This window comes from Methanohalophilus halophilus, assembly GCF_001889405.1.
GTDB classification, from domain to species: domain Archaea; phylum Halobacteriota; class Methanosarcinia; order Methanosarcinales; family Methanosarcinaceae; genus Methanohalophilus; species Methanohalophilus halophilus.
In genome coordinates, this window is the sequence record NZ_CP017921.1 from 1,323,107 (window position 1) to 1,340,615 (window position 17,509).

The window sequence follows — 17,509 nt, forward strand, 5'->3', positions numbered from 1 at the left end:
TCTTTTCCTTTTTATTTTTCAGGTAGTATACTATCCGGATTTATACGGCCGCTTTGTATCATATGATCGGCCAGTACAATTGCCATCATGGCTTCGGCGACTGGTACCATTCTCGGCGGGATAGTCGGATCATGTCGGCCCTTTATTTCTATTATTTCTTCTTTTTTGGTCACCAAATCTGCCGTATGCTGGGGTGATGAGATTGACGGGGTGGGTTTTACAGCACAGCGGCATATTAGTGGCATGCCGGTGGTAAGTCCTCCGAGCACACCGCCTGCATTGTTGGTAAGGGGTTTTATTGTTTCGTTGTCAACTTCAAAGGCATCGTTCATCTCACTGCCCCTCATCCGGGCTGCCTTGAATCCTGCACCAAATTCAATTCCCTTGACTGCACCAATACCCATCATTGCAGCCGCAATATCGGCATCTATCTTATTGAATACCGGTTCTCCCAGTCCTGCAGGTACGCCTGTGGTGAGGATTTCCACAATTCCTCCGGTGCTTTCCCCGCAGCTGCGCATTTTCTCTATCATTTCAAGCATTTTTGCCGCAGCTGCCGAATCTGCGCAGCGTACAGGATTCTTTTCGATTGCGGTTTTGATATCCGGATCGATATTTTCTGCCCGGATTCCTCCGAGTTCGATCACATGTGCAACCACTTCGATACCATATGCTTCAAGTAATTTTTTTGCAATTGCTCCAGCTGCTACCCTGCCAATGGTCTCACGGCCCGACGACCTTCCTCCTCCCCTGTGGTCCCTGTGGCCGTATTTTTCCATATAGGTCAAATCCGCATGGCCGGGTCTGGGTTTATTACGCAACTTGTCATAGGAACCGGAATTTGCATCCTTATTGTAAACAATCAGTGATATAGGGGTTCCTGTTGTGATGCCCTCAAACACTCCCGACAAAATTTCTACCCGGTCCTTTTCTTTGCGGGGCGTTGCGGCAGCACTTTGTCCCGGTCGGCGGCGATTCAGTTCCTTCTGTATGTCCGCTTCATCAAGGGGCAACCCCGCAGGAGTCCCGTCCACAACGACTCCCAGGGCTTTTCCGTGGGATTCTCCCCAGGTGGTTATCCTGAATGAATGGCCAAAAGTGTTTCCTGCCATGCTATTATGTTACACACTCCGTTATTTATCAATTTGCTTCAATCCTGTTTTTCATGTGGCTCCATATGTACAACCACGTCCTTTACACCCTCGATGTACTTCTTGATTTTATCGCTCACCTGGTGGGATATGCCGTGTGCCTGATCAACCGGCATTTTTGGGTCCACCTCTATATGCAGGTCGATATAATATTCTCCTTTTGTTCCTCTTGTGCGTATCCGGTGGCATTCCATGACCCCATCTACTTCAAAAGCTATGTTACATATTATATCTTCATCAAGTCTTGATTTGTCGCAGAGGGTTTTGCTGCTGCTTTTTATAATATCGATCGCCGCACGTATTATGAATATGGAAATGATGACAGCGATTACCGGATCGATAAGTGGGTATCCACCTTTTACGGCAAGCAGGCCTGCGATGACTGATAGGGATACGTAGATGTCACTTCTCGTATGCATGGAATCTGCAACCAGGATGTCACTTTTCAGTTTCTCCCCTTCTCTTTTTTCGTATATTGTTACAAAGAGGTTGACTGCAATGGTAACTAGCATTACAACAAAACTTAATGTGGTGATCTCCGGTGTGGATGGTGAGATAAAACGATCAACTGACTTGGAGATTATTTCCACCGCTACTATGAACAGCAATACTGCAATAAAAACCGAAGCCAGAGATTCATATTTTTGATGTCCGTAGGGATGACTGCGATCAGGCGGCTTTGCTGCAATCTGGATTCCGAGAATACCTATTATGTTGGAGATACCATCAAAAAGGGAATGATAACCGTCGGATTCCATACTTAAGGTGTTAGTAAAACCACCATAGCCGATTTTGGCAAAGGATACAATCAGGTTAAGTACAAGTATCTTAACAAGTATCGATCTTATTAACCGGTATTTATCTTTAGGAGAATCCAGCATAATAATTTAAGTCCTGTTTGTTGTATTTAGATACTACTTTAATGAAGAAGTATATTGGCTTTCCGTTATTTCGTTAACAGGGTGACTATAAGATGTTCAAAGTTGCGATTACAGGCAAAGGCGGTGTGGGAAAAACCACCATTTCAGGTACGATTGCACGTTTATTGGCCAGGGACGGGTATGATGTACTGGCAATAGATGCGGATCCGGATATGAACCTTGCATCCTCTCTGGGTATAACCTCTCCTCCTAAACCATTGACCGAATACAGAGAAATGATCGAGGAGCGTGCGGGGCAGACAGGAGGCATGTTCAAATACAACCCGAAAGTGGATGATGTAGTTGAAAAATTCGGGGCAGTGGGCCCGGATAATGTAAAAATGCTTGTCATGGGTACGGTGGAACGGGGCGGAAGTGGCTGTATGTGTCCTGCATCAGCATTTTTGCGCGCCCTGCTGCGGCATGTGGTGCTCAAGGACAGCAGTGCTGTCATAATGGATATGGAAGCTGGCATAGAACATCTGGGCAGGGGAACCACAAAAGGCATTGATTTAATGCTGATTGTTGTGGAGCCGGGCAGACGTTCCATTGAAACGGCGTCACGTATAAAGAAACTTTCTGATGAGATCGGTATCAGGCATATCGCTGCGGTTATTAATAAGGGTAATGAAGCTGACATGTCAACTGTGCTGGAGGATCTCGGTGTCCCGGTACTTGGCGAGATTCCTTTTTCCCCGGACTTTATAGAAGCCGATCTGCAGGGTATGTCACCAATTGATTTAGGTGGGGATGCATTGGATTCTATCAAAAATGTCAGGGATAATATGGTGGATATGATTACATCCTTTAATGATGATTAAATGAAGTAAAGGATCACAGGCAACAAAATCACTCCCATAAGATGACTCCTCCGGATTTTCATGAAAGGGGGGAGCATGCCTATTGTGGTGGCTGTCAAAAACAGCAGTATTCCGAATATCCCGGTAAGCAGGGCAACCATTATGGTAAGTCCGGTTATGACAGCAAAACACAGTTTCCTGTATTCTATTTTCTTCAGGACATGATGTACGTTGTTTCCAATAGTTATGGTCGATAGGTAGGATAGCAGGGCTGCTGCAACGATTGCTATCAGGAAAAGAAGTATTGAGCGACTTTCAATGGTTGCAGTATCAAGTAAACGGTTGACTGCTACCATCGCACCGCTTCTTGTTTTTCCGATCATCGCCAGGGCAAAAAGGCCAAAAATAGAATTTGCCGTATTAACCCCGGATATGGATACGATAAACTCTTTTGAATCTTCCAGTTCATCTTCAATATTATCCCTGTCAATTTCTTTTGGAATAGTAAATCTTGCAACCACTGTGGCAATTGAAGCCGATATACCGGGCAGCCACGCAACAATTGAACCAGCAAAACTCCCGGATATTATGCCACGTAATATTCTTTTTACTGAAAGTTGCATGCGGGATATATTTTCAGAAGGGATGTGCGAGTCTGACATCAGGCTGATTGCTAGTTGGGAGGCACCGAATAATCCGCTCAAAATAGGTAATAGAATGGACGTTTCACCATATTTTAAGATTGGTGTTGCCAGGTATTCCATCTCAAATGCAAAATATCCCAGCAATCCGCTTAGTATAAAGAGACAAAGAGCATAACCTTTGTATCTAAATGAAGCAAGTGATCCCTGTCCTGTGACATATTCTCCTTTCTCGGTCAGTATAAGTATGGCTGATATGGCTATGAGTATCCAGGCCATATTTTCCTGTATAGTATCATAGGCATTTGTGAAGAAAAATACCAGGGGATATGCCATTATCAGGGCAAAGGCAACAGAACCTGCACTTCCCAGGGCAGAAAGCCTGACAGCTTCGGCCCCATATCCATCCAGGAGCAACCTGTGGCCGGGCAGGACTGCAAGGGCCATGTCATCGTTAGGTGCACCCAGGAAAATGGCGGGTATAATATCGTGGAATGTGTGAGATATGGAGTTGGATAATACAATTATTGCTACGTAAAGAGGTTCGACTCCCTGATTAAGAAGAACAGGACTGATTCCTACCAGTATCAGGGCGAAATTGTTTGTATGTATGCCCGGGATAAGGCCGGAAACAATTCCCAGCAAAAATCCTGCAAGGATTGACAACAGTATCAGGGATATTTCAACGGTCATGATTGCCCGTTATTCATTCATAACAATATTTATATTTTTGTTTATGTTAGTATTTTATTAGTTTGTTATTTTTATTTGTATTCAATGTGTGACGTAAGTATTTATACGAGATCAAATTGAATGTGGTCACATGCCCGTAGAAAAAACCAGGTGTATGAAATGCAATCATGAAGCTATCATTTACCAGCCATATTCCGGTATGCACCTGTGCAAAAAACATTTTTCAGAAGATGTAGAACGCAAGGTCAAGCTTACGATTCGCAAGAATTACAATATTGGTAAAAACGAAAAAATTGCAGTTGCCTTGAGTGGTGGTAAGGATAGTTGTGTGGCCCTGTATATTTTGAACAAGATTTTTGGCAAACGCAGGGACCTGGAACTGGTTGCAATTACAGTTGATGAAGGTATTTCTATTTACAGGGAACGCTCAATAGGATATGCCAAAAAACTGACTTCTGAGATTGGTGTAAAGCATCTTATCCATAGTTTTGCTGATGAATATGATACATCACTTGATGAGCTGGCAGCAAAGGAAAGGGTACATGGTGCATGCAGCTATTGTGGTGTGCTGCGTAAATCCCTGGTTAACAGGATAGCTCTTGACATCGGGGCAAAACGACTTGTGACAGGCCATAACCTCGATGATGAAGCCCAGACGATAATGATGAATCATCTGGGGGGTGATGTGGAGCGGATGATACGTCTCTCTCCGCCAAGAGAACTCGAAGGGCTGGTCCTCCGTGCCAAACCCTTGCGCAAGATCCCGGAAAATGAAGTGGAATTGTATGCAAAGGTCAATGATATTCCGGTAGATATAAGCCTGTGTCCTTATAAACATGAGGCCTTGCGTAACGAAGTTAGACTGATGCTTGATGATTTTGAGCAAAAACATCCTGGTACGAAATATTCACTCCAGAAGGGTTTTGATAAAATGGTAGGGATACTTGCAAAGGAATTCCCTCAGGCGGAAATTAAAAAGTGCACAATTTGCGGACAGGCCTGCACTTCTGATGTCTGTCAGGCATGTCGGCTTCTTGGCAAGGACTGATCAACGCTGAAATTTCAGGTAGTCATCAATATCATAAAACTGTGTGTTTTTGCCGCCTAAATACATTCTTGTCCACCACAATACTGTCAGGGGCTGGATTACTGCAAAGGACAGAACAAAATCGGCAAAGGACCAGAATGTGCTGAGTATTTCAATGGAACTCAGGACTTCTCCTGCTACTCCTGTGAGTATTGACAGGCCAATCAGAATCAACCAGAGGATGACTGTATCAAGTTTATTGTTCATGAAAAATGAGAACCCTTCTTCCAGGGCTTCCAGGGGCTCCAGTCCACCGACAACCAGTGCATATTCTGCAAAAGTAAAAACCAGCTTTACCACGATAGCATAGAATATCCAGACAAATATTCCAAAAACAAGGATCAATGTTCCAGATAGTGCTTCTTCAGGATTTTGCATCAATATGCTCAGATCCCCGATTGCCAGTATTCCGGGGACTACGAAGATTATTCCTGCGAGGATAATCAGCATTACTATGAATCTGGTAAGGAAGAGGTTGATAAGGTTCTTTTTTCCTGATTTAAACATTTCATTGATGCTGGTGGACCCGTCTTTAAGAGCTTTTTTTGCCATTCCTATGGCTCCGCCGTAAAAATAGGAACTTATCAGGGTGGATACTACGAATGCTACGATAAACAGGAGTATGAACAATCCCATATTTTCATAAAAGGCGGCTGTGAGGACTTCAAATGCCATTTCAGGATTGATATTTGTGGGATCTGTTGTAATTTCCTGCATTGCAGGCATAACAAATATAATGACCGCAACCATGAATATAACAAACATTGCAAATATGCCTGCAAATATGTTCAAAAAGAATGGGATGCAAATATTGAGATTGTGTGTCCAGGTCTGAAAGCCTTTTCTCAGAACCGTATTTATATTTTCCATTAAATATTATCTCCCGATTTTCATATCGTGATAGTTATATGGAAGTTTCTTTATGGATATAACTGCGTTTCCATAAGTCTTCTTATTGTATAAAGATTCTCATACAGGTGATTCAATGGATGCCGAAAATGATAAAATTATGGTAGTTTCCCACTGTCTTCTCAACCCTGAGTCACGTCTTGCAGGGATTAAAAAACCGGGAAAATTTTCTCCTGGAAAAAATAATGTAATCCAACTTCCCTGTCCGGAACTGATATATTTTGGTTCAAGTCGCCGGGAAATTACCAGGGACCAGTTAATCCACCCGGCCTACAGGAAATTCTGCAGGCAATTATTCGCCCCTTTTGCAGATATGATCGAGGAGTTTTATCGCAGGGGCTTTTCCATTGAATTTGTGGGTGTGGGAAAAAGCCCCTCCTGTGCTGCAGATCTCACAACCGTGGCAGGTCCTGCAGGCCGGGTGTCAAATTTCACACATGAACATGTTGCTGGCAGGGGTGTTTTTTTTGAAGAAATTGAAATTGAAATGGTCAGACGTGGGATATGCTATAGTATGCAGGATTGTCACACACAGTAAGGTATATATAACATGTAGTCATCACGGGGTTTGCTGACGGGTTGTCTTTCTTTTCCTAAACCCCCCACTCCCCAAATATTAAACCCCCCTTAAAACCCGTCAGCTTTTCCCTATTAGTAATTATCAGCAGGTTAATCTCTATTATCTTTATAACAAATAAGTGTAGGATTGCTTATACTGTTTTATTTTATAAAAAAAAGAGAAAATGAAGGTCAGGAGACCTTCAGAATATTCCTGCCCCGATAAACAGGGAGGAGAACAGGATTGCAACTACGTTTACTACTTTTATCAGTGGATTTATTGCAGGTCCTGCCGTGTCCTTAAATGGATCTCCTACGGTATCTCCCACAACAGCTGCTTTGTGAGCTTCGGAACCTTTTCCACCATGGAATCCGTCTTCGATAAGTTTTTTTGCATTATCCCATGCACCTCCTCCATTATTCATTGTTAATGCAAGGAGTAATCCGGAGGCGATAATTCCTATAAGAAGACCTCCCAAAGCCAGCGGTCCAAGAACGTAACCTACAATCAATGGAGTAGCTACAGCAAGGATTCCTGGAATTGCCATTTCTCGAATGGCTGTGGCGGTAACAATGTCTACACATTTTCCATATTCGGGTTTGGAAGTACTTTCCATTATGCCGGGAATCTCTTTGAACTGACGCCTGACTTCATTGATAACTGCAAAAGCCGCTTTTCCGACAGCCTGCATTGTTACTGCACTGAATACGAACGGCAAAAGAGCACCTATGAACAGGCCTGCCAGAACGACCGGATTATCAAGAGCAAGTTCTCCCATTTCCAGATTTACTTTGTATCTGTAATCTGCAAAAAGAGCCAATGCACCAAGGGCTGCTGAACCAATAGCATATCCTTTTGTTACAGCTTTTGTTGTGTTACCAACTGCATCCAGGGCATCAGTAACCTCGCGTATTTCATTAGGGAGGCCTGCCATTTCTGCAATACCACCGGCATTGTCGGTGATTGGACCGTAGGAATCCAGAGTAACAATCATTCCAGTCGTGGAAAGCATTGCTGCTGCTGCGATTGCTATTCCGTAGAGTCCCATTGCGGGGTCCACTGCCCCGCCGTCAAAAAACCCGCCGGCAACAAAAAAGGAGCCCAAAATACCACTTACTATTAATAAAAGGGGTAGCGCAGTACTTTCAAGTCCCATTGCCAGGCCCGCAATTACATTTGTACCTGCACCGGTTTCAGAAGCTTCTGCTACTTTTTTAACAGGCCTGTAACTCGTTGAGGTATAATATTCGGTGAAGAGGACCATAAGTACCATTATGAAAACACCTACAAGGGATGCATAATAGATGTTGATGTTACCGATAAGCATGTCTGTTACGAAATAGAATGCAACAAGACAAAGAATTGCAGATACTGCCACTCCCTTATAGAGTGCTTTCATTATCTTATTGTCATTTCCTATACGTATGAAGAAAATTGATATGATGGATGCAAAAACAGCTACTGCACCGAGAATTAATGGGTAGATCACTGCGTTGGGATATGCTTGCAGAACCTGAGTACCAAGCAGCATAGCTGCAATTACGGTAACTACGTATGTCTCAAAAAGATCTGCTCCCATGCCAGCACAATCCCCTACATTATCTCCTACATTATCGGCAATTACACCAGCATTTCGTGGATCATCTTCAGGTATGCCTGCTTCAACTTTACCTACAAGATCTGCTCCAACATCAGCGGCTTTGGTGTATATACCGCCACCAACCCTGGCGAAGAGACTGATAAGACTTGCACCAAATGCAAATCCAATTATCTGGTCCACATCACCGAACATGATGTAGAATACACTGGTACCAAGCAGAGCCAAACCTACTACTGCAAAACCTGATACTGCACCACCATGAACTGCGACTTGCATAGCTTTTTTCAGTCCTTCTGATGCAGCGTGTGCTGTTCTTACATTTGCTCTTACAGATACATTCATTCCGATATATCCTGCAGCAGCGGAACTTATAGCTCCTACTATGAATCCGATAGCAATTTTTCCACTGTTTTCTTCCAGCAATACATATATCAGAAAAGCCAATATTACAGCAACTATAGCCACTGTTTTATATTGGCGGTTCAGATATGCCATGGCCCCTTCCTGTATCGCGGTGGCAATTTCCTGCATTCTTTCGTTACCTGTTCCTTCCTTGAGGATACGGGTTGCGAAAAATGCAGCAAATATCAGACTTACGATACCTGCCAGAGGGGCGAGGTATATTATATCCTGCATTATTGTTCTCCTAAATTTGTTTGATTTTTATGATAATGCTATGATGGGTTATCAGACAGATGGAAGTTCCAGCTGCCCTTTCCCTATAATTATTAATCTTTAGTAGTGCCACAAAGGCAGATTGAAATAGAACACACCTAATAAGAAATTAACGTTTCAAAATTTTTAGATTGATGTGTGCCATGTTCGATTTGCCCTAACATATTTTTGTTAGTATTAATGTTTTCCCTTTTATGTGCACTACAGAGATGAATAGACATATTAATTATAGCGTATTTATCCTATGACAATGAGAATTTCAGGGCTTATACTCGTAACTTTGCTGCTGTTGTGTTCCGTATCAGGGGCATTTGCGGCTGAGGATGGCGGGGATTATATACATATTTCAAGTATGCAGGTTCGCTTTTCAGGTAATGATGCCACAGTTGATCTATTCTATGACCTGGATTTTTTCGGGGATATGTATATTTTTGCATTAGGCAGTCGTCACCTTAAACCTGAGTTTGAAGCCTTTTTTTATGATTTTGAAGAATTTAGGATTGTAGAACTCGGAAGGGCCCACTCCAGATTTTTACTTAAAAATGTATCCCGGGAAAGTGATAATTTCTATCTTCATGATGAGAAGAAACTTGGCAGACAAGTTGGTTCTCTTGTAGTTATTTATCCCGCAGGCCCTTCAAAGGCTATGGGTAGTATGGATTCGATCCCAAACCTGTTTTATGAAAAACAATGACTCCACAGTAATTAATTATGTTTATTTGGATGTCCTGTTTTTCTTGTGTTTCGCACCCACTCTGTTCTTACAGTTAAATTTATATAGTTATGCATTATGATGCATTATTATGGTGCGTCCCAGGAAAAAAAGAATGGTAGGCTTCCATCACAGGTGTCGGCGTTTCAATCCCGATGACACGAATGAAAGTATGCCTGTTGTTGATGTCGGTGTAGATGAACTGGAATCCATGAGATTGAATATTTTGGAAAAATTGTCTCAGGGACAGGCAGCACAGAAAATGGGTGTCCATCAGTCTACATTTCAGAGAACCCTTCGCAGGGGTCTTGAAAAAGTTACGGATGCACTGGTCAATGGAAAAAGTATTTCTTTAGAAGGAGGTGAACTTAATATGCCTGGAGGAGATGGCACAGGCCCAGATGGAAATGGTCCGATAGGGGCCAGAGGACAGGGTCGCAGAGGTGGTGGAAATCGCCCGGGGCGTGGAGCTGCAGTTCCACAGAATTGCAGGTGTCCTTCATGTGGACATCTCGAACCACACCAGTCGGGTGTACCGTGCAGTCAGGCCAAATGTCCTGAATGCGGTTCCCAGATGGTGCGTGGTTGAATTTATAGACTGGAAACAATGCTAGACAGACAAAGGAGGCTGTATTGATATGCCAGGTGGAGACAGAACAGGTCCCCGGGGAATGGGGGCTATGACAGGAAGAGGCGCAGGTAACTGCAGTATAAAATGAAGTGGTTGGATGGCAGAAGCGTTTATATGTTCATAATCCTGCCAGAGGAAGATTCCAAAGGTTTGGTGGTTTTTTACGGGGTAGAGGTATGGGAAATTATGCTCGAAGTTCTCTCACACAACCCGTGTATGAATCCGGAACCAGTTCATCTTTAAAATTTGCATCTGCAAATGCAAAAAAGGAACTTGAAAGTCTTGAAAAAGAAAAGGAATGGATTTGTCAGCGCATAGGACAATTGAAAGAACAGCTTACAGAAACAGGATCATTATCTGAGGATTAATGGTCCCTTTTTAATTTTTGATGGGATTTTAGATGACCAAACGCAAATCAAGGTTAATTTATGGGCCAATCCTTTCACGAAGGTTGGGCAGATCATTGGGTATAGATGTCATAAGCAATCCTTCCAGTCGGAAAAACTGTAATTTTGATTGTATTTACTGTCAGCTGGGCTCTGTTCCAAACAAGATCCAATCAGTAGAGGATGTTATTGGATGTGTCTCATCTCCTGAAATTGTTGAAGGGATAAAACATTATCATCGTAATATCGAAGACATCGACTACATTACCTTCTCGGGGACATGCGAACCTACACTTAATCCTGAACTGGGGGAAATGATCGATGGCATCCGACAAATATCTTCTGTACCCATATGTGTGATAACTAATTCTTCTCTCACAGGCAGGGATGATGTACGCCACAGTCTTGCAAAGGCCGATCTTGTGGTTGCTACCCTGGTTTCAGGTTACGATAAAACCTTTGAAAATATAAACAGGCCTGCTTCCGGTATCCGGCTGGATGATATTATAGAAGGCCTTGCATCACTTTCCCATATGGGCACTTGCAGGCTCTCCATTGAAGTCATGTTTGTCGACAGTGATAAATTTGGATACAACACATCGGATTCTGAAATCTCTCGTCTTGCCGACATTCTGGAATATATCAATCCGGATGAAGTTGAGGTACTTACCATTACCCGTCCGCCCGCTGAATCTTCCTTAAAGGCTGTCGATGAAATAAGATTGAAGGAAATTGCCAGTTATTTTGACAGCAGGCTTGGCAGAAAGAAGGTGCGTTTGGTACTGCGTGGTATCAGGAAAGGGCGCTCCACTATCAAGCATGAGAATATTGAAGAAGAGGTTTATGACCTAATCCTGCGTCGTCCCTGTGCCACAGAGCAGGTGATTGCCTCCCTTGGTCTTAATATGGAAACTCTTATTCCTGTTCTCGAGAATATGGAATATGAGGGAAAGATTGAGTCGGTCCGGGAAGGCAAGACCTGGTATTATAGAGTTTTGTGATTATTCTTTCCTGCGACCACTAAATATATACATGAATAATCGTTATATATTCGTGTTATTTTAGGGGATGGCATAACCTATGAAGGAAACAATAGAATCGTCACTTGCAGAGGAACGTGTTTTTGAACCATCTGAAGATTTCAAAGCCCGGGCCAATATGAATGACCCGGACATTTACCGTAAAGCAGATGAGGATCTTGAAGGATTCTGGGGAGATCTTGCGGAAAATATTGACTGGTTTGAAAAATGGGATCGGGTACTTGAATGGAATCCTCCTCACAGTAATTGGTTCCTGAATGGTAAGGTCAATGCATCATATAATTGCCTGGACAGACATCTTTCTGCAAAAGGGGATAAACCAGCCATTATATGGGAAGGGGAGATGGAGAATACCCGCACCTACACTTACAATGAACTATTTTATTCCACCTGCCGCTTTGCCAACGCATTGAAAGAATTGGGAGTTCAGAAAGGGGATATTGTTACAATATACCTGCCGATGATCCCCGAAGCTGTGATTGCGATGCTTGCCTGTGCAAGGATTGGTGCCCCTCATAGTGTGGTATTTGCCGGTTTTTCCCATGAGGCACTTGCTCAACGTATTGAAAACGCAGGCAGCAAATTTGTCATTACATGTGATGGTTACTATCATAAAGGTAAATTAATAGATCAGAAAGAAAAAACCGATATGGGACTGGAAAAAACAGAGGGAGTGGAACACGCCCTTGTTGTAAATCACACTGCAACCCCGGTAAATTTCATTGAGGGGCGGGATGTGTGGTGGCATGAGCTTGAAAAAAAGGTTGATTACCAGTGTCCTGCAGAACATATGGATTCTGAAGATACGCTTTTTTTAATGTATACCAGTGGAACCACAGGGAAACCCAAGGGGGTGGTTCACAGTACAGGCGGTTATCTTGTAGGTACCTGTATTACTGCCAGCTGGGTATTTGATCTGAAGGATGATGATATTTACTGGTGTACGGCAGATGTGGGATGGATTACCGGTCATTCCTATATTGCATATGGTCCCCTTCTCAACGGCGCAACAGTGCTACTTTATGAAGGAGCTCCCGACTATCCCGAAAAAGGGCGGTTTTGGGACATTATTGAAAAACATGGTGTTACAATATTCTATACGGCACCTACCGCTATCAGGACATTTATGAAATGGGGCGAACATCTGCCTCTTAAACATGATCTCTCCTCCCTTCGTTTGTTGGGTAGTGTCGGGGAACCTATCAACCCCAAGGCTTGGTTGTGGTATTATGAGAATATCGGAGGCAAGCGCTGTCCTATAGTGGATACCTGGTGGCAGACAGAAACAGGTATGATAATGATCACACCCCTTCCAGGCATTACTTCGATGAAACCCGGTAGTGCTGTCCGTCCGTTCCCGGGAATCAAGATCTCCATACTCGATGAAGAAGGAAATGCTGTTCCAGAAGGTCAGGGAGGTTATCTTGCAATTGAAAAACCCTGGCCCAGTATGATCCGGACCATTCACGGGGATGAAGAACGTTTCATTAAAACTTACTGGAGTAAATGGGGCACTGATATCTATATGTCCGGAGATGGTGCCCGTATTGATAGGGATGGTTATGTCTGGGTACTTGGAAGACTTGATGATGTGATCAAGGTCTCCGGTCACAGACTGGGTACCATGGAAATTGAAAGTTCCCTTGTGTCCCATCCGGCCGTTGCAGAAGCTGCTGTTGAGGGGAAAGAGGATGAAATTAAGGGGGAGGTAATAGTTGGTTATGTTGTGCTTGAAGCCGATGTTCCTGTCAGCGATGAGCTGAAAGAGCAACTTAAGGGTCATGTTGTAGATGAGATTGGGCCGATAGCCCGTCCGGCGGCGATAGTTTTTGCCGAGGATCTGCCAAAGACACGTAGTGGAAAGATTATGCGTCGAGTCCTGCGTGCAATAACAAATAATACTGATCCGGGGGATGTGACAACTCTGCAGAATCCTGAAGTGGTTGAAGAACTCAAAAGAAAAGTTCATCTATCAGATTAACATTCAAACTGCTAGAGGTTTAATTTTCATGGAAAGGAATACCGGCCTTATAGTTGCAATGGATGTTACGCGTATGGATAGTGCCGTCGAGATTGCCAGCGAAGTTGCTGAATGTGTGGATGCCATAAAGGTGGGTTATCCTCTGGTGCTCTCAGAAGGTTTAAGTGTAATATCCCGGCTTGCCGATTATGCTCCTGTCATTGCTGACTTTAAGGTTGCCGACATTCCAAACACGGATGAACTTATCTGTGAGCAGGTATTCAAGGCAGGTGCCAGCGGTGTAATCGTACATGGTTTTACAGGTGAAGATAGCCTGAAAGCCTGTATAGATGTGGCCCGACGTTATGATGGGGATATTTATGTAGTCTCTGAAATGAGCCATCCGGGTGGTGCGAAATATTTCCAGCCGATAGCCGATGAAATTGCTTCAATGGCGTATGAATTCGGTGCTACCGGTATTGTCGCACCGGCTACCCGGCCCGAAAGGGTAAAGCACCTGCGCTCTATAATAGGTGATGGCCTTTCTATTATCTCCCCGGGTGTAGGTGCACAGGGAGGTAAAGCATCTGATGTAATTGAAGCAGGTGCGAACTGGATTATTGTGGGTCGAAGTATTTATAATTCAGAAAACCCCAAAGAAACAGCCATGGAACTTGTTACCGGGATCGGTATTTAAGGATAAAAGCCAGTGATGATATACTCTTCTGAGATAATGATGAGCCCTATGAGTTCTGAGGCTTTTGCTTTTTACATTTGGGTCCGGTGTTGATTTATATTCAGGAGAATGTGCATGGCCAAAAATGAGTTGACCATAAATTGTCGGGATGGGGATTGTGAACCTCTTCTTGAAACATCTGCCGGTGAAAAAGTTTTCAGGTCAGGCACAGATTCCGTTATAGTTACACTACCAAAAGACAGGAGAATAATTTCCAATTCCTGGCTCAATGGTGGTATCCGTGATGATATTAATGTCCTCCTAAATCAGCGAATAGGAAGGCATGTTGGAAGTGAGGGCGATTTAGAGGAAGGAAGTGTTGAAGGCTATCTAGCCCATGAAGCGGAGCAACTTGGCTTTTCTGCATCAAATGCATCTGCATTGCTAACTGCTGCAAGTATGGAAAATGTTGCTTTTGTCACTCACTCTTTCCGTGGGCTTGAAGTAACAGCAATTGCAACCGCAGGCGTTGAAGTAAATGCATGCAGTCCTGCAGATCCTGCTTCCTATTATCAGGAAAGGGGTAAATGGAAATCCTTTGGCGGGACTATAAATATGATTCTTCTAATAGATGCAAATTTGCCGTCATATGCTCTTACGAGGGCCTGGATGACTGCTACTGAAGCCAAATCAGCAGTTCTGCATCAATTAATGATTCCAAGCCGTTTTTCTGAGGAATTGGCTACCGGAACCGGGACTGATATGATGGCAATTGTATCCAACGATTCTGCCTCACTGGAATTGACTGACGCAGGTCCTCATTCAAAACTTGGTGAGCTGATATGCAAATGTATAAAACAAGTCCTTGTAAAAGCCCTGGACCAACAATCGGGTGTATCAGCTGTTTCCCAGAGGGATATGCTGGTAAGGCTTGATAGGTTTGGAATTGATGAAAAATATTTCTGGAAAGTTTCGACATCCCTTGAAGGGGAAAACAAAAAAGGTCCTTTTTATGCCAATCTCAGGAATATTTCACTTAATCCTGCTATTGTTGCATTGATTTCTTCTATTCTCCATCTTGTCGATGAAGTGAGGTGGGGTTTGGTTCCTGAAAACAGTGCAAAGAAAATAGCTTTATGCCAGATGCGTCAACTGGACAACATTTTGAATTTGAGTGTGGATGTCCCTTACGATTATTTGCTGGATCCGAAAGAATCAATCATTGAGAACTGGGTAAGAGTTACTTCCTGGATTGTAAAAAGAAATGTTTAATTCCTTTACTATAATATTAATATAAAAACGGGGTTTACCATGAATCTGAGAAATTATATAGCCACTTATTGTACCGATTCTAAGAAAAAGCCAACAGGTGTCATAGTTCATAGTGCAGATATAGGAGACGAACTTCCTGAGATGCCGGATCGCTTTTTCTACATGGCTGAGTGGTCTGATTTGCCTTCCAGGCGTATATGGAAAAGTGAGCCTTATCAGTCAGTATTGATTCATGAAAATGGCCAACTCATCATACACGAACACCTAAGGAAAGCTAACTTCCGGATTCATTTGCTGGAACTGGAAGAGAAATACGAGACCTCCTCTAGAGCGGGACATTTCGTTCTTTCAGTCCCTGAAGCTTTCGAGTTTGCCTATAATGCACACGGGGATACAGCAAGACGATGTTCAAGGACGCCCTATATCTCTCATCCAATGGACGTTGCATCCATCCTTTTAAAGAACAGTGCCCCTGATATAGTTGTAATTGCCGGTCTGCTGCATTCGATCAAAAAAGAGTCTAAAATCGATATGGTTGAAGTGGAGAATAAGTTTGGGGAGACTGTTGTAAATTTTGTAAGGGCAGTATCTGAACTGGACCAAACGGATGATCCTTCCTTGTTACCTGTTGATGCAAATATGTGGAAGGAGCACAATGAAGCCTGCCTGAAAGCACTTGAAGCTGTTGGAAGGGATGTCAAACTCTTATTCTGTGCAGACAAACTTGCCAGCATAAGGGATATGGGGGACGAGGAAAATATTCATGGAAATATAATATGGAACAATTTTATAGTAGGAAAAGAATCTCATAAATGGTATTATGAACAATTGCTACGTTCCTTTGAATCCCAACCTCATAGTATTATCGACAGCCCAATGTATAAACAATTGAAAAGATGTGTCGAACAGTTCTTCAGTGATGCCTGATTTGTTTTTATTCTGTGGTACTAATATGGGTGTATCTATAATCGAGCTTGTATGTCGCTCGGAAAAACGAAAAAACTTGCTTGTCTATCTAAAAGATGGCCCTCGGAATCTGGCCGCTATCAAAAAAGCTCTTGATGTCACATCAACCGGTGTGCTCCCTCAGATAAAACTTCTTAAAGATAATGATATTCTTGTGCAGAAAGATGATGAATATGAGCTGTCTATTTTTGGTAATATTGTAGTGCAGAAAATATTGCCGATTTTTAAATTGACCAATACACTTGAAAAGAATCCTGAATACTGGTTTTCCAGGGATATTTCCGCCCTTCCAATGCAATTTATGGAAAGGCTGGGTTATCTGGGCGATTCAGAGGTCATTGAACCGGATATCAACTCTCTTTTTGATCCACCTCAGGAATTAATAGACCATCTACTTGTAAGTCAGCATGTTATAGCCATTACTTCTTATTTCCATCCTTATTATGCCAAGCATTTTATAGGGCTGGCTAAAAAAGGCGTGGAGATAAACCTGATTTTCACCAATGATGTCTATGAGCGCATTGCTGAAGATTATGGGGAGGATGCAGAGGTTTTTTTCGGGCTGGATAACACCAATGTATATATACACGAGGGTGATTTGCCGGTAGTTAGTATGGTATGTGCGGACGGCTTTTTCCTGTTGTCCCTACTTAATAAGAAGGGAATATATGATCACAATAAACTTATCAGTACCAGTGAAGAAGCTGTAAGTTGGGGGCATGACTTGTTCGAATACTGTTACCTTGAGTCACAAAAGAAGGAATGATTACGATTTGTCCTGCGTTCATTATTAATACATGAAACGAAATAGTATTTATATGATAACGGTGG

General features: G+C 43.0%; 18 protein-coding genes. 13 read left to right on the forward strand and 5 right to left on the reverse strand.

What is annotated here, in order from left to right; genetic code table 11:
• Positions 1–11: 11 nt before the first annotated feature.
• Together aroC and BHR79_RS06810 are read right to left on the reverse strand one after the other, a co-directional pair.
• The gene (gene aroC / locus BHR79_RS06805; protein WP_072561644.1) at positions 12–1,112 is read right to left on the reverse strand and encodes a chorismate synthase; all 1,101 of its coding nucleotides are present in this window, start codon (positions 1,110–1,112) and stop codon (positions 12–14) included.
• A 38-nt stretch (positions 1,113–1,150) separates the two neighbouring features.
• Positions 1,151–2,032: a cation diffusion facilitator family transporter gene (locus BHR79_RS06810; RefSeq protein ID WP_072561645.1), complete on the reverse strand. Its 882-nt coding sequence runs from the start codon at positions 2,030–2,032 to the stop codon at positions 1,151–1,153.
• A 92-nt stretch (positions 2,033–2,124) separates the two neighbouring features.
• On the opposite strand from BHR79_RS06810, the gene BHR79_RS06815 reads away from it, so the two are divergent.
• On the forward strand, positions 2,125–2,892 hold the full coding sequence (locus BHR79_RS06815) for an ATP-binding protein (protein WP_072561646.1): 768 nt from the start codon (positions 2,125–2,127) through the stop codon (positions 2,890–2,892).
• Here the strand turns inward: BHR79_RS06815 and BHR79_RS06820 are convergent.
• Entirely contained in the window at positions 2,889–4,205 is a 1,317-nt protein-coding gene (locus BHR79_RS06820) for a tripartite tricarboxylate transporter permease (RefSeq protein ID WP_072561647.1), read from the reverse strand. The genes BHR79_RS06815 and BHR79_RS06820 overlap by 4 nt on opposite strands.
• Before the next feature lie 130 nt (positions 4,206–4,335).
• Here BHR79_RS06820 and BHR79_RS06825 point away from each other — a divergent pair, with 130 nt between their 5' ends.
• Positions 4,336–5,253 carry a TIGR00269 family protein gene (locus BHR79_RS06825; RefSeq protein WP_072561648.1) on the forward strand — a complete coding sequence of 306 codons (918 nt, stop codon included), beginning with the start codon at positions 4,336–4,338 and terminating at the stop codon, positions 5,251–5,253.
• Here the strand turns inward: BHR79_RS06825 and BHR79_RS06830 are convergent, their stop codons facing one another.
• On the reverse strand, positions 5,254–6,162 hold the full coding sequence (locus BHR79_RS06830; protein WP_072561649.1) for a DUF7847 domain-containing protein: 909 nt from the start codon (positions 6,160–6,162) through the stop codon (positions 5,254–5,256).
• A gap of 115 nt (positions 6,163–6,277) precedes the next feature.
• Here BHR79_RS06830 and BHR79_RS06835 point away from each other — a divergent pair, with 115 nt between their 5' ends.
• Positions 6,278–6,739 carry a DUF523 domain-containing protein gene (locus BHR79_RS06835; protein WP_072561650.1) on the forward strand — a complete coding sequence of 154 codons (462 nt, stop codon included), beginning with the start codon at positions 6,278–6,280 and terminating at the stop codon, positions 6,737–6,739.
• A gap of 223 nt (positions 6,740–6,962) precedes the next feature.
• On the opposite strand, the gene BHR79_RS06840 is transcribed toward BHR79_RS06835, so the two are convergent.
• On the reverse strand, positions 6,963–8,996 hold the full coding sequence (locus tag BHR79_RS06840; RefSeq protein WP_072561651.1) for a sodium-translocating pyrophosphatase: 2,034 nt from the start codon (positions 8,994–8,996) through the stop codon (positions 6,963–6,965).
• 289 nt (positions 8,997–9,285) lie between these two features.
• On the opposite strand from BHR79_RS06840, the gene BHR79_RS06845 reads away from it, so the two are divergent.
• The 10 genes from BHR79_RS06845 (at position 9,286) to BHR79_RS06885 (ending at position 17,444) form a co-directional block, all read left to right on the forward strand.
• A complete protein-coding gene (locus BHR79_RS06845) occupies positions 9,286–9,729 on the forward strand; it encodes a hypothetical protein (RefSeq protein ID WP_143743575.1) in 444 nt (147 codons plus the stop codon).
• Positions 9,730–9,838: 109 nt separating this feature from the next.
• Positions 9,839–10,336 carry a DUF134 domain-containing protein gene (locus BHR79_RS06850; protein WP_072561653.1) on the forward strand — a complete coding sequence of 166 codons (498 nt, stop codon included), beginning with the start codon at positions 9,839–9,841 and terminating at the stop codon, positions 10,334–10,336.
• Between the two features lie 49 nt (positions 10,337–10,385).
• Entirely contained in the window at positions 10,386–10,466 is an 81-nt protein-coding gene (locus BHR79_RS10885) for a DUF5320 domain-containing protein (protein WP_159429235.1), read from the forward strand.
• 88 nt (positions 10,467–10,554) lie between these two features.
• Complete coding sequence (locus BHR79_RS06855; RefSeq protein ID WP_143743573.1) at positions 10,555–10,746, forward strand: hypothetical protein; 192 nt, start codon at positions 10,555–10,557, stop codon at positions 10,744–10,746.
• A 32-nt stretch (positions 10,747–10,778) separates the two neighbouring features.
• Entirely contained in the window at positions 10,779–11,765 is a 987-nt protein-coding gene (locus tag BHR79_RS06860; RefSeq protein WP_072561655.1) for a radical SAM protein, read from the forward strand.
• 79 nt (positions 11,766–11,844) lie between these two features.
• Complete coding sequence (gene acs, locus BHR79_RS06865; protein ID WP_072561656.1) at positions 11,845–13,785, forward strand: acetate--CoA ligase; 1,941 nt, start codon at positions 11,845–11,847, stop codon at positions 13,783–13,785.
• A 28-nt stretch (positions 13,786–13,813) separates the two neighbouring features.
• Positions 13,814–14,461 carry an orotidine-5'-phosphate decarboxylase gene (pyrF, locus tag BHR79_RS06870; protein WP_072561657.1) on the forward strand — a complete coding sequence of 216 codons (648 nt, stop codon included), beginning with the start codon at positions 13,814–13,816 and terminating at the stop codon, positions 14,459–14,461.
• Between the two features lie 114 nt (positions 14,462–14,575).
• Complete coding sequence (locus BHR79_RS06875) at positions 14,576–15,712, forward strand: adenosylcobinamide amidohydrolase (protein WP_072561658.1); 1,137 nt, start codon at positions 14,576–14,578, stop codon at positions 15,710–15,712.
• A 39-nt stretch (positions 15,713–15,751) separates the two neighbouring features.
• Entirely contained in the window at positions 15,752–16,639 is an 888-nt protein-coding gene (locus tag BHR79_RS06880) for an HD domain-containing protein (protein ID WP_072561659.1), read from the forward strand.
• Between the two features lie 25 nt (positions 16,640–16,664).
• Complete coding sequence (locus tag BHR79_RS06885) at positions 16,665–17,444, forward strand: helix-turn-helix transcriptional regulator (protein WP_072561660.1); 780 nt, start codon at positions 16,665–16,667, stop codon at positions 17,442–17,444.
• Positions 17,445–17,509 lie beyond the last annotated feature (65 nt).

Coding starts and splice junctions, on each gene's coding strand:
- BHR79_RS06835 (WP_072561650.1), top strand. CDS start 6,278: ATGGATGCCGAAAATGATAAAATTATGGTAGTTTCCCACTGTCTTCTC.
- BHR79_RS06875 (WP_072561658.1), top strand. CDS start 14,576: ATGGCCAAAAATGAGTTGACCATAAATTGTCGGGATGGGGATTGTGAA.
- BHR79_RS06855 (WP_143743573.1), top strand. CDS start 10,555: ATGGGAAATTATGCTCGAAGTTCTCTCACACAACCCGTGTATGAATCC.
- BHR79_RS06825 (WP_072561648.1), top strand. CDS start 4,336: ATGCCCGTAGAAAAAACCAGGTGTATGAAATGCAATCATGAAGCTATC.
- BHR79_RS06880 (WP_072561659.1), top strand. CDS start 15,752: ATGAATCTGAGAAATTATATAGCCACTTATTGTACCGATTCTAAGAAA.
- BHR79_RS06840 (WP_072561651.1), bottom strand. CDS start 8,996: ATGCAGGATATAATATACCTCGCCCCTCTGGCAGGTATCGTAAGTCTG.
- BHR79_RS06820 (WP_072561647.1), bottom strand. CDS start 4,205: ATGACCGTTGAAATATCCCTGATACTGTTGTCAATCCTTGCAGGATTT.
- BHR79_RS06850 (WP_072561653.1), top strand. CDS start 9,839: ATGGTGCGTCCCAGGAAAAAAAGAATGGTAGGCTTCCATCACAGGTGT.
- acs (WP_072561656.1), top strand. CDS start 11,845: ATGAAGGAAACAATAGAATCGTCACTTGCAGAGGAACGTGTTTTTGAA.
- BHR79_RS06810 (WP_072561645.1), bottom strand. CDS start 2,032: ATGCTGGATTCTCCTAAAGATAAATACCGGTTAATAAGATCGATACTT.
- BHR79_RS06860 (WP_072561655.1), top strand. CDS start 10,779: ATGACCAAACGCAAATCAAGGTTAATTTATGGGCCAATCCTTTCACGA.
- BHR79_RS06845 (WP_143743575.1), top strand. CDS start 9,286: ATGAGAATTTCAGGGCTTATACTCGTAACTTTGCTGCTGTTGTGTTCC.
- BHR79_RS06885 (WP_072561660.1), top strand. CDS start 16,665: ATGGGTGTATCTATAATCGAGCTTGTATGTCGCTCGGAAAAACGAAAA.
- aroC (WP_072561644.1), bottom strand. CDS start 1,112: ATGGCAGGAAACACTTTTGGCCATTCATTCAGGATAACCACCTGGGGA.
- BHR79_RS10885 (WP_159429235.1), top strand. CDS start 10,386: ATGCCAGGTGGAGACAGAACAGGTCCCCGGGGAATGGGGGCTATGACA.
- BHR79_RS06815 (WP_072561646.1), top strand. CDS start 2,125: ATGTTCAAAGTTGCGATTACAGGCAAAGGCGGTGTGGGAAAAACCACC.
- pyrF (WP_072561657.1), top strand. CDS start 13,814: ATGGAAAGGAATACCGGCCTTATAGTTGCAATGGATGTTACGCGTATG.
- BHR79_RS06830 (WP_072561649.1), bottom strand. CDS start 6,162: ATGGAAAATATAAATACGGTTCTGAGAAAAGGCTTTCAGACCTGGACA.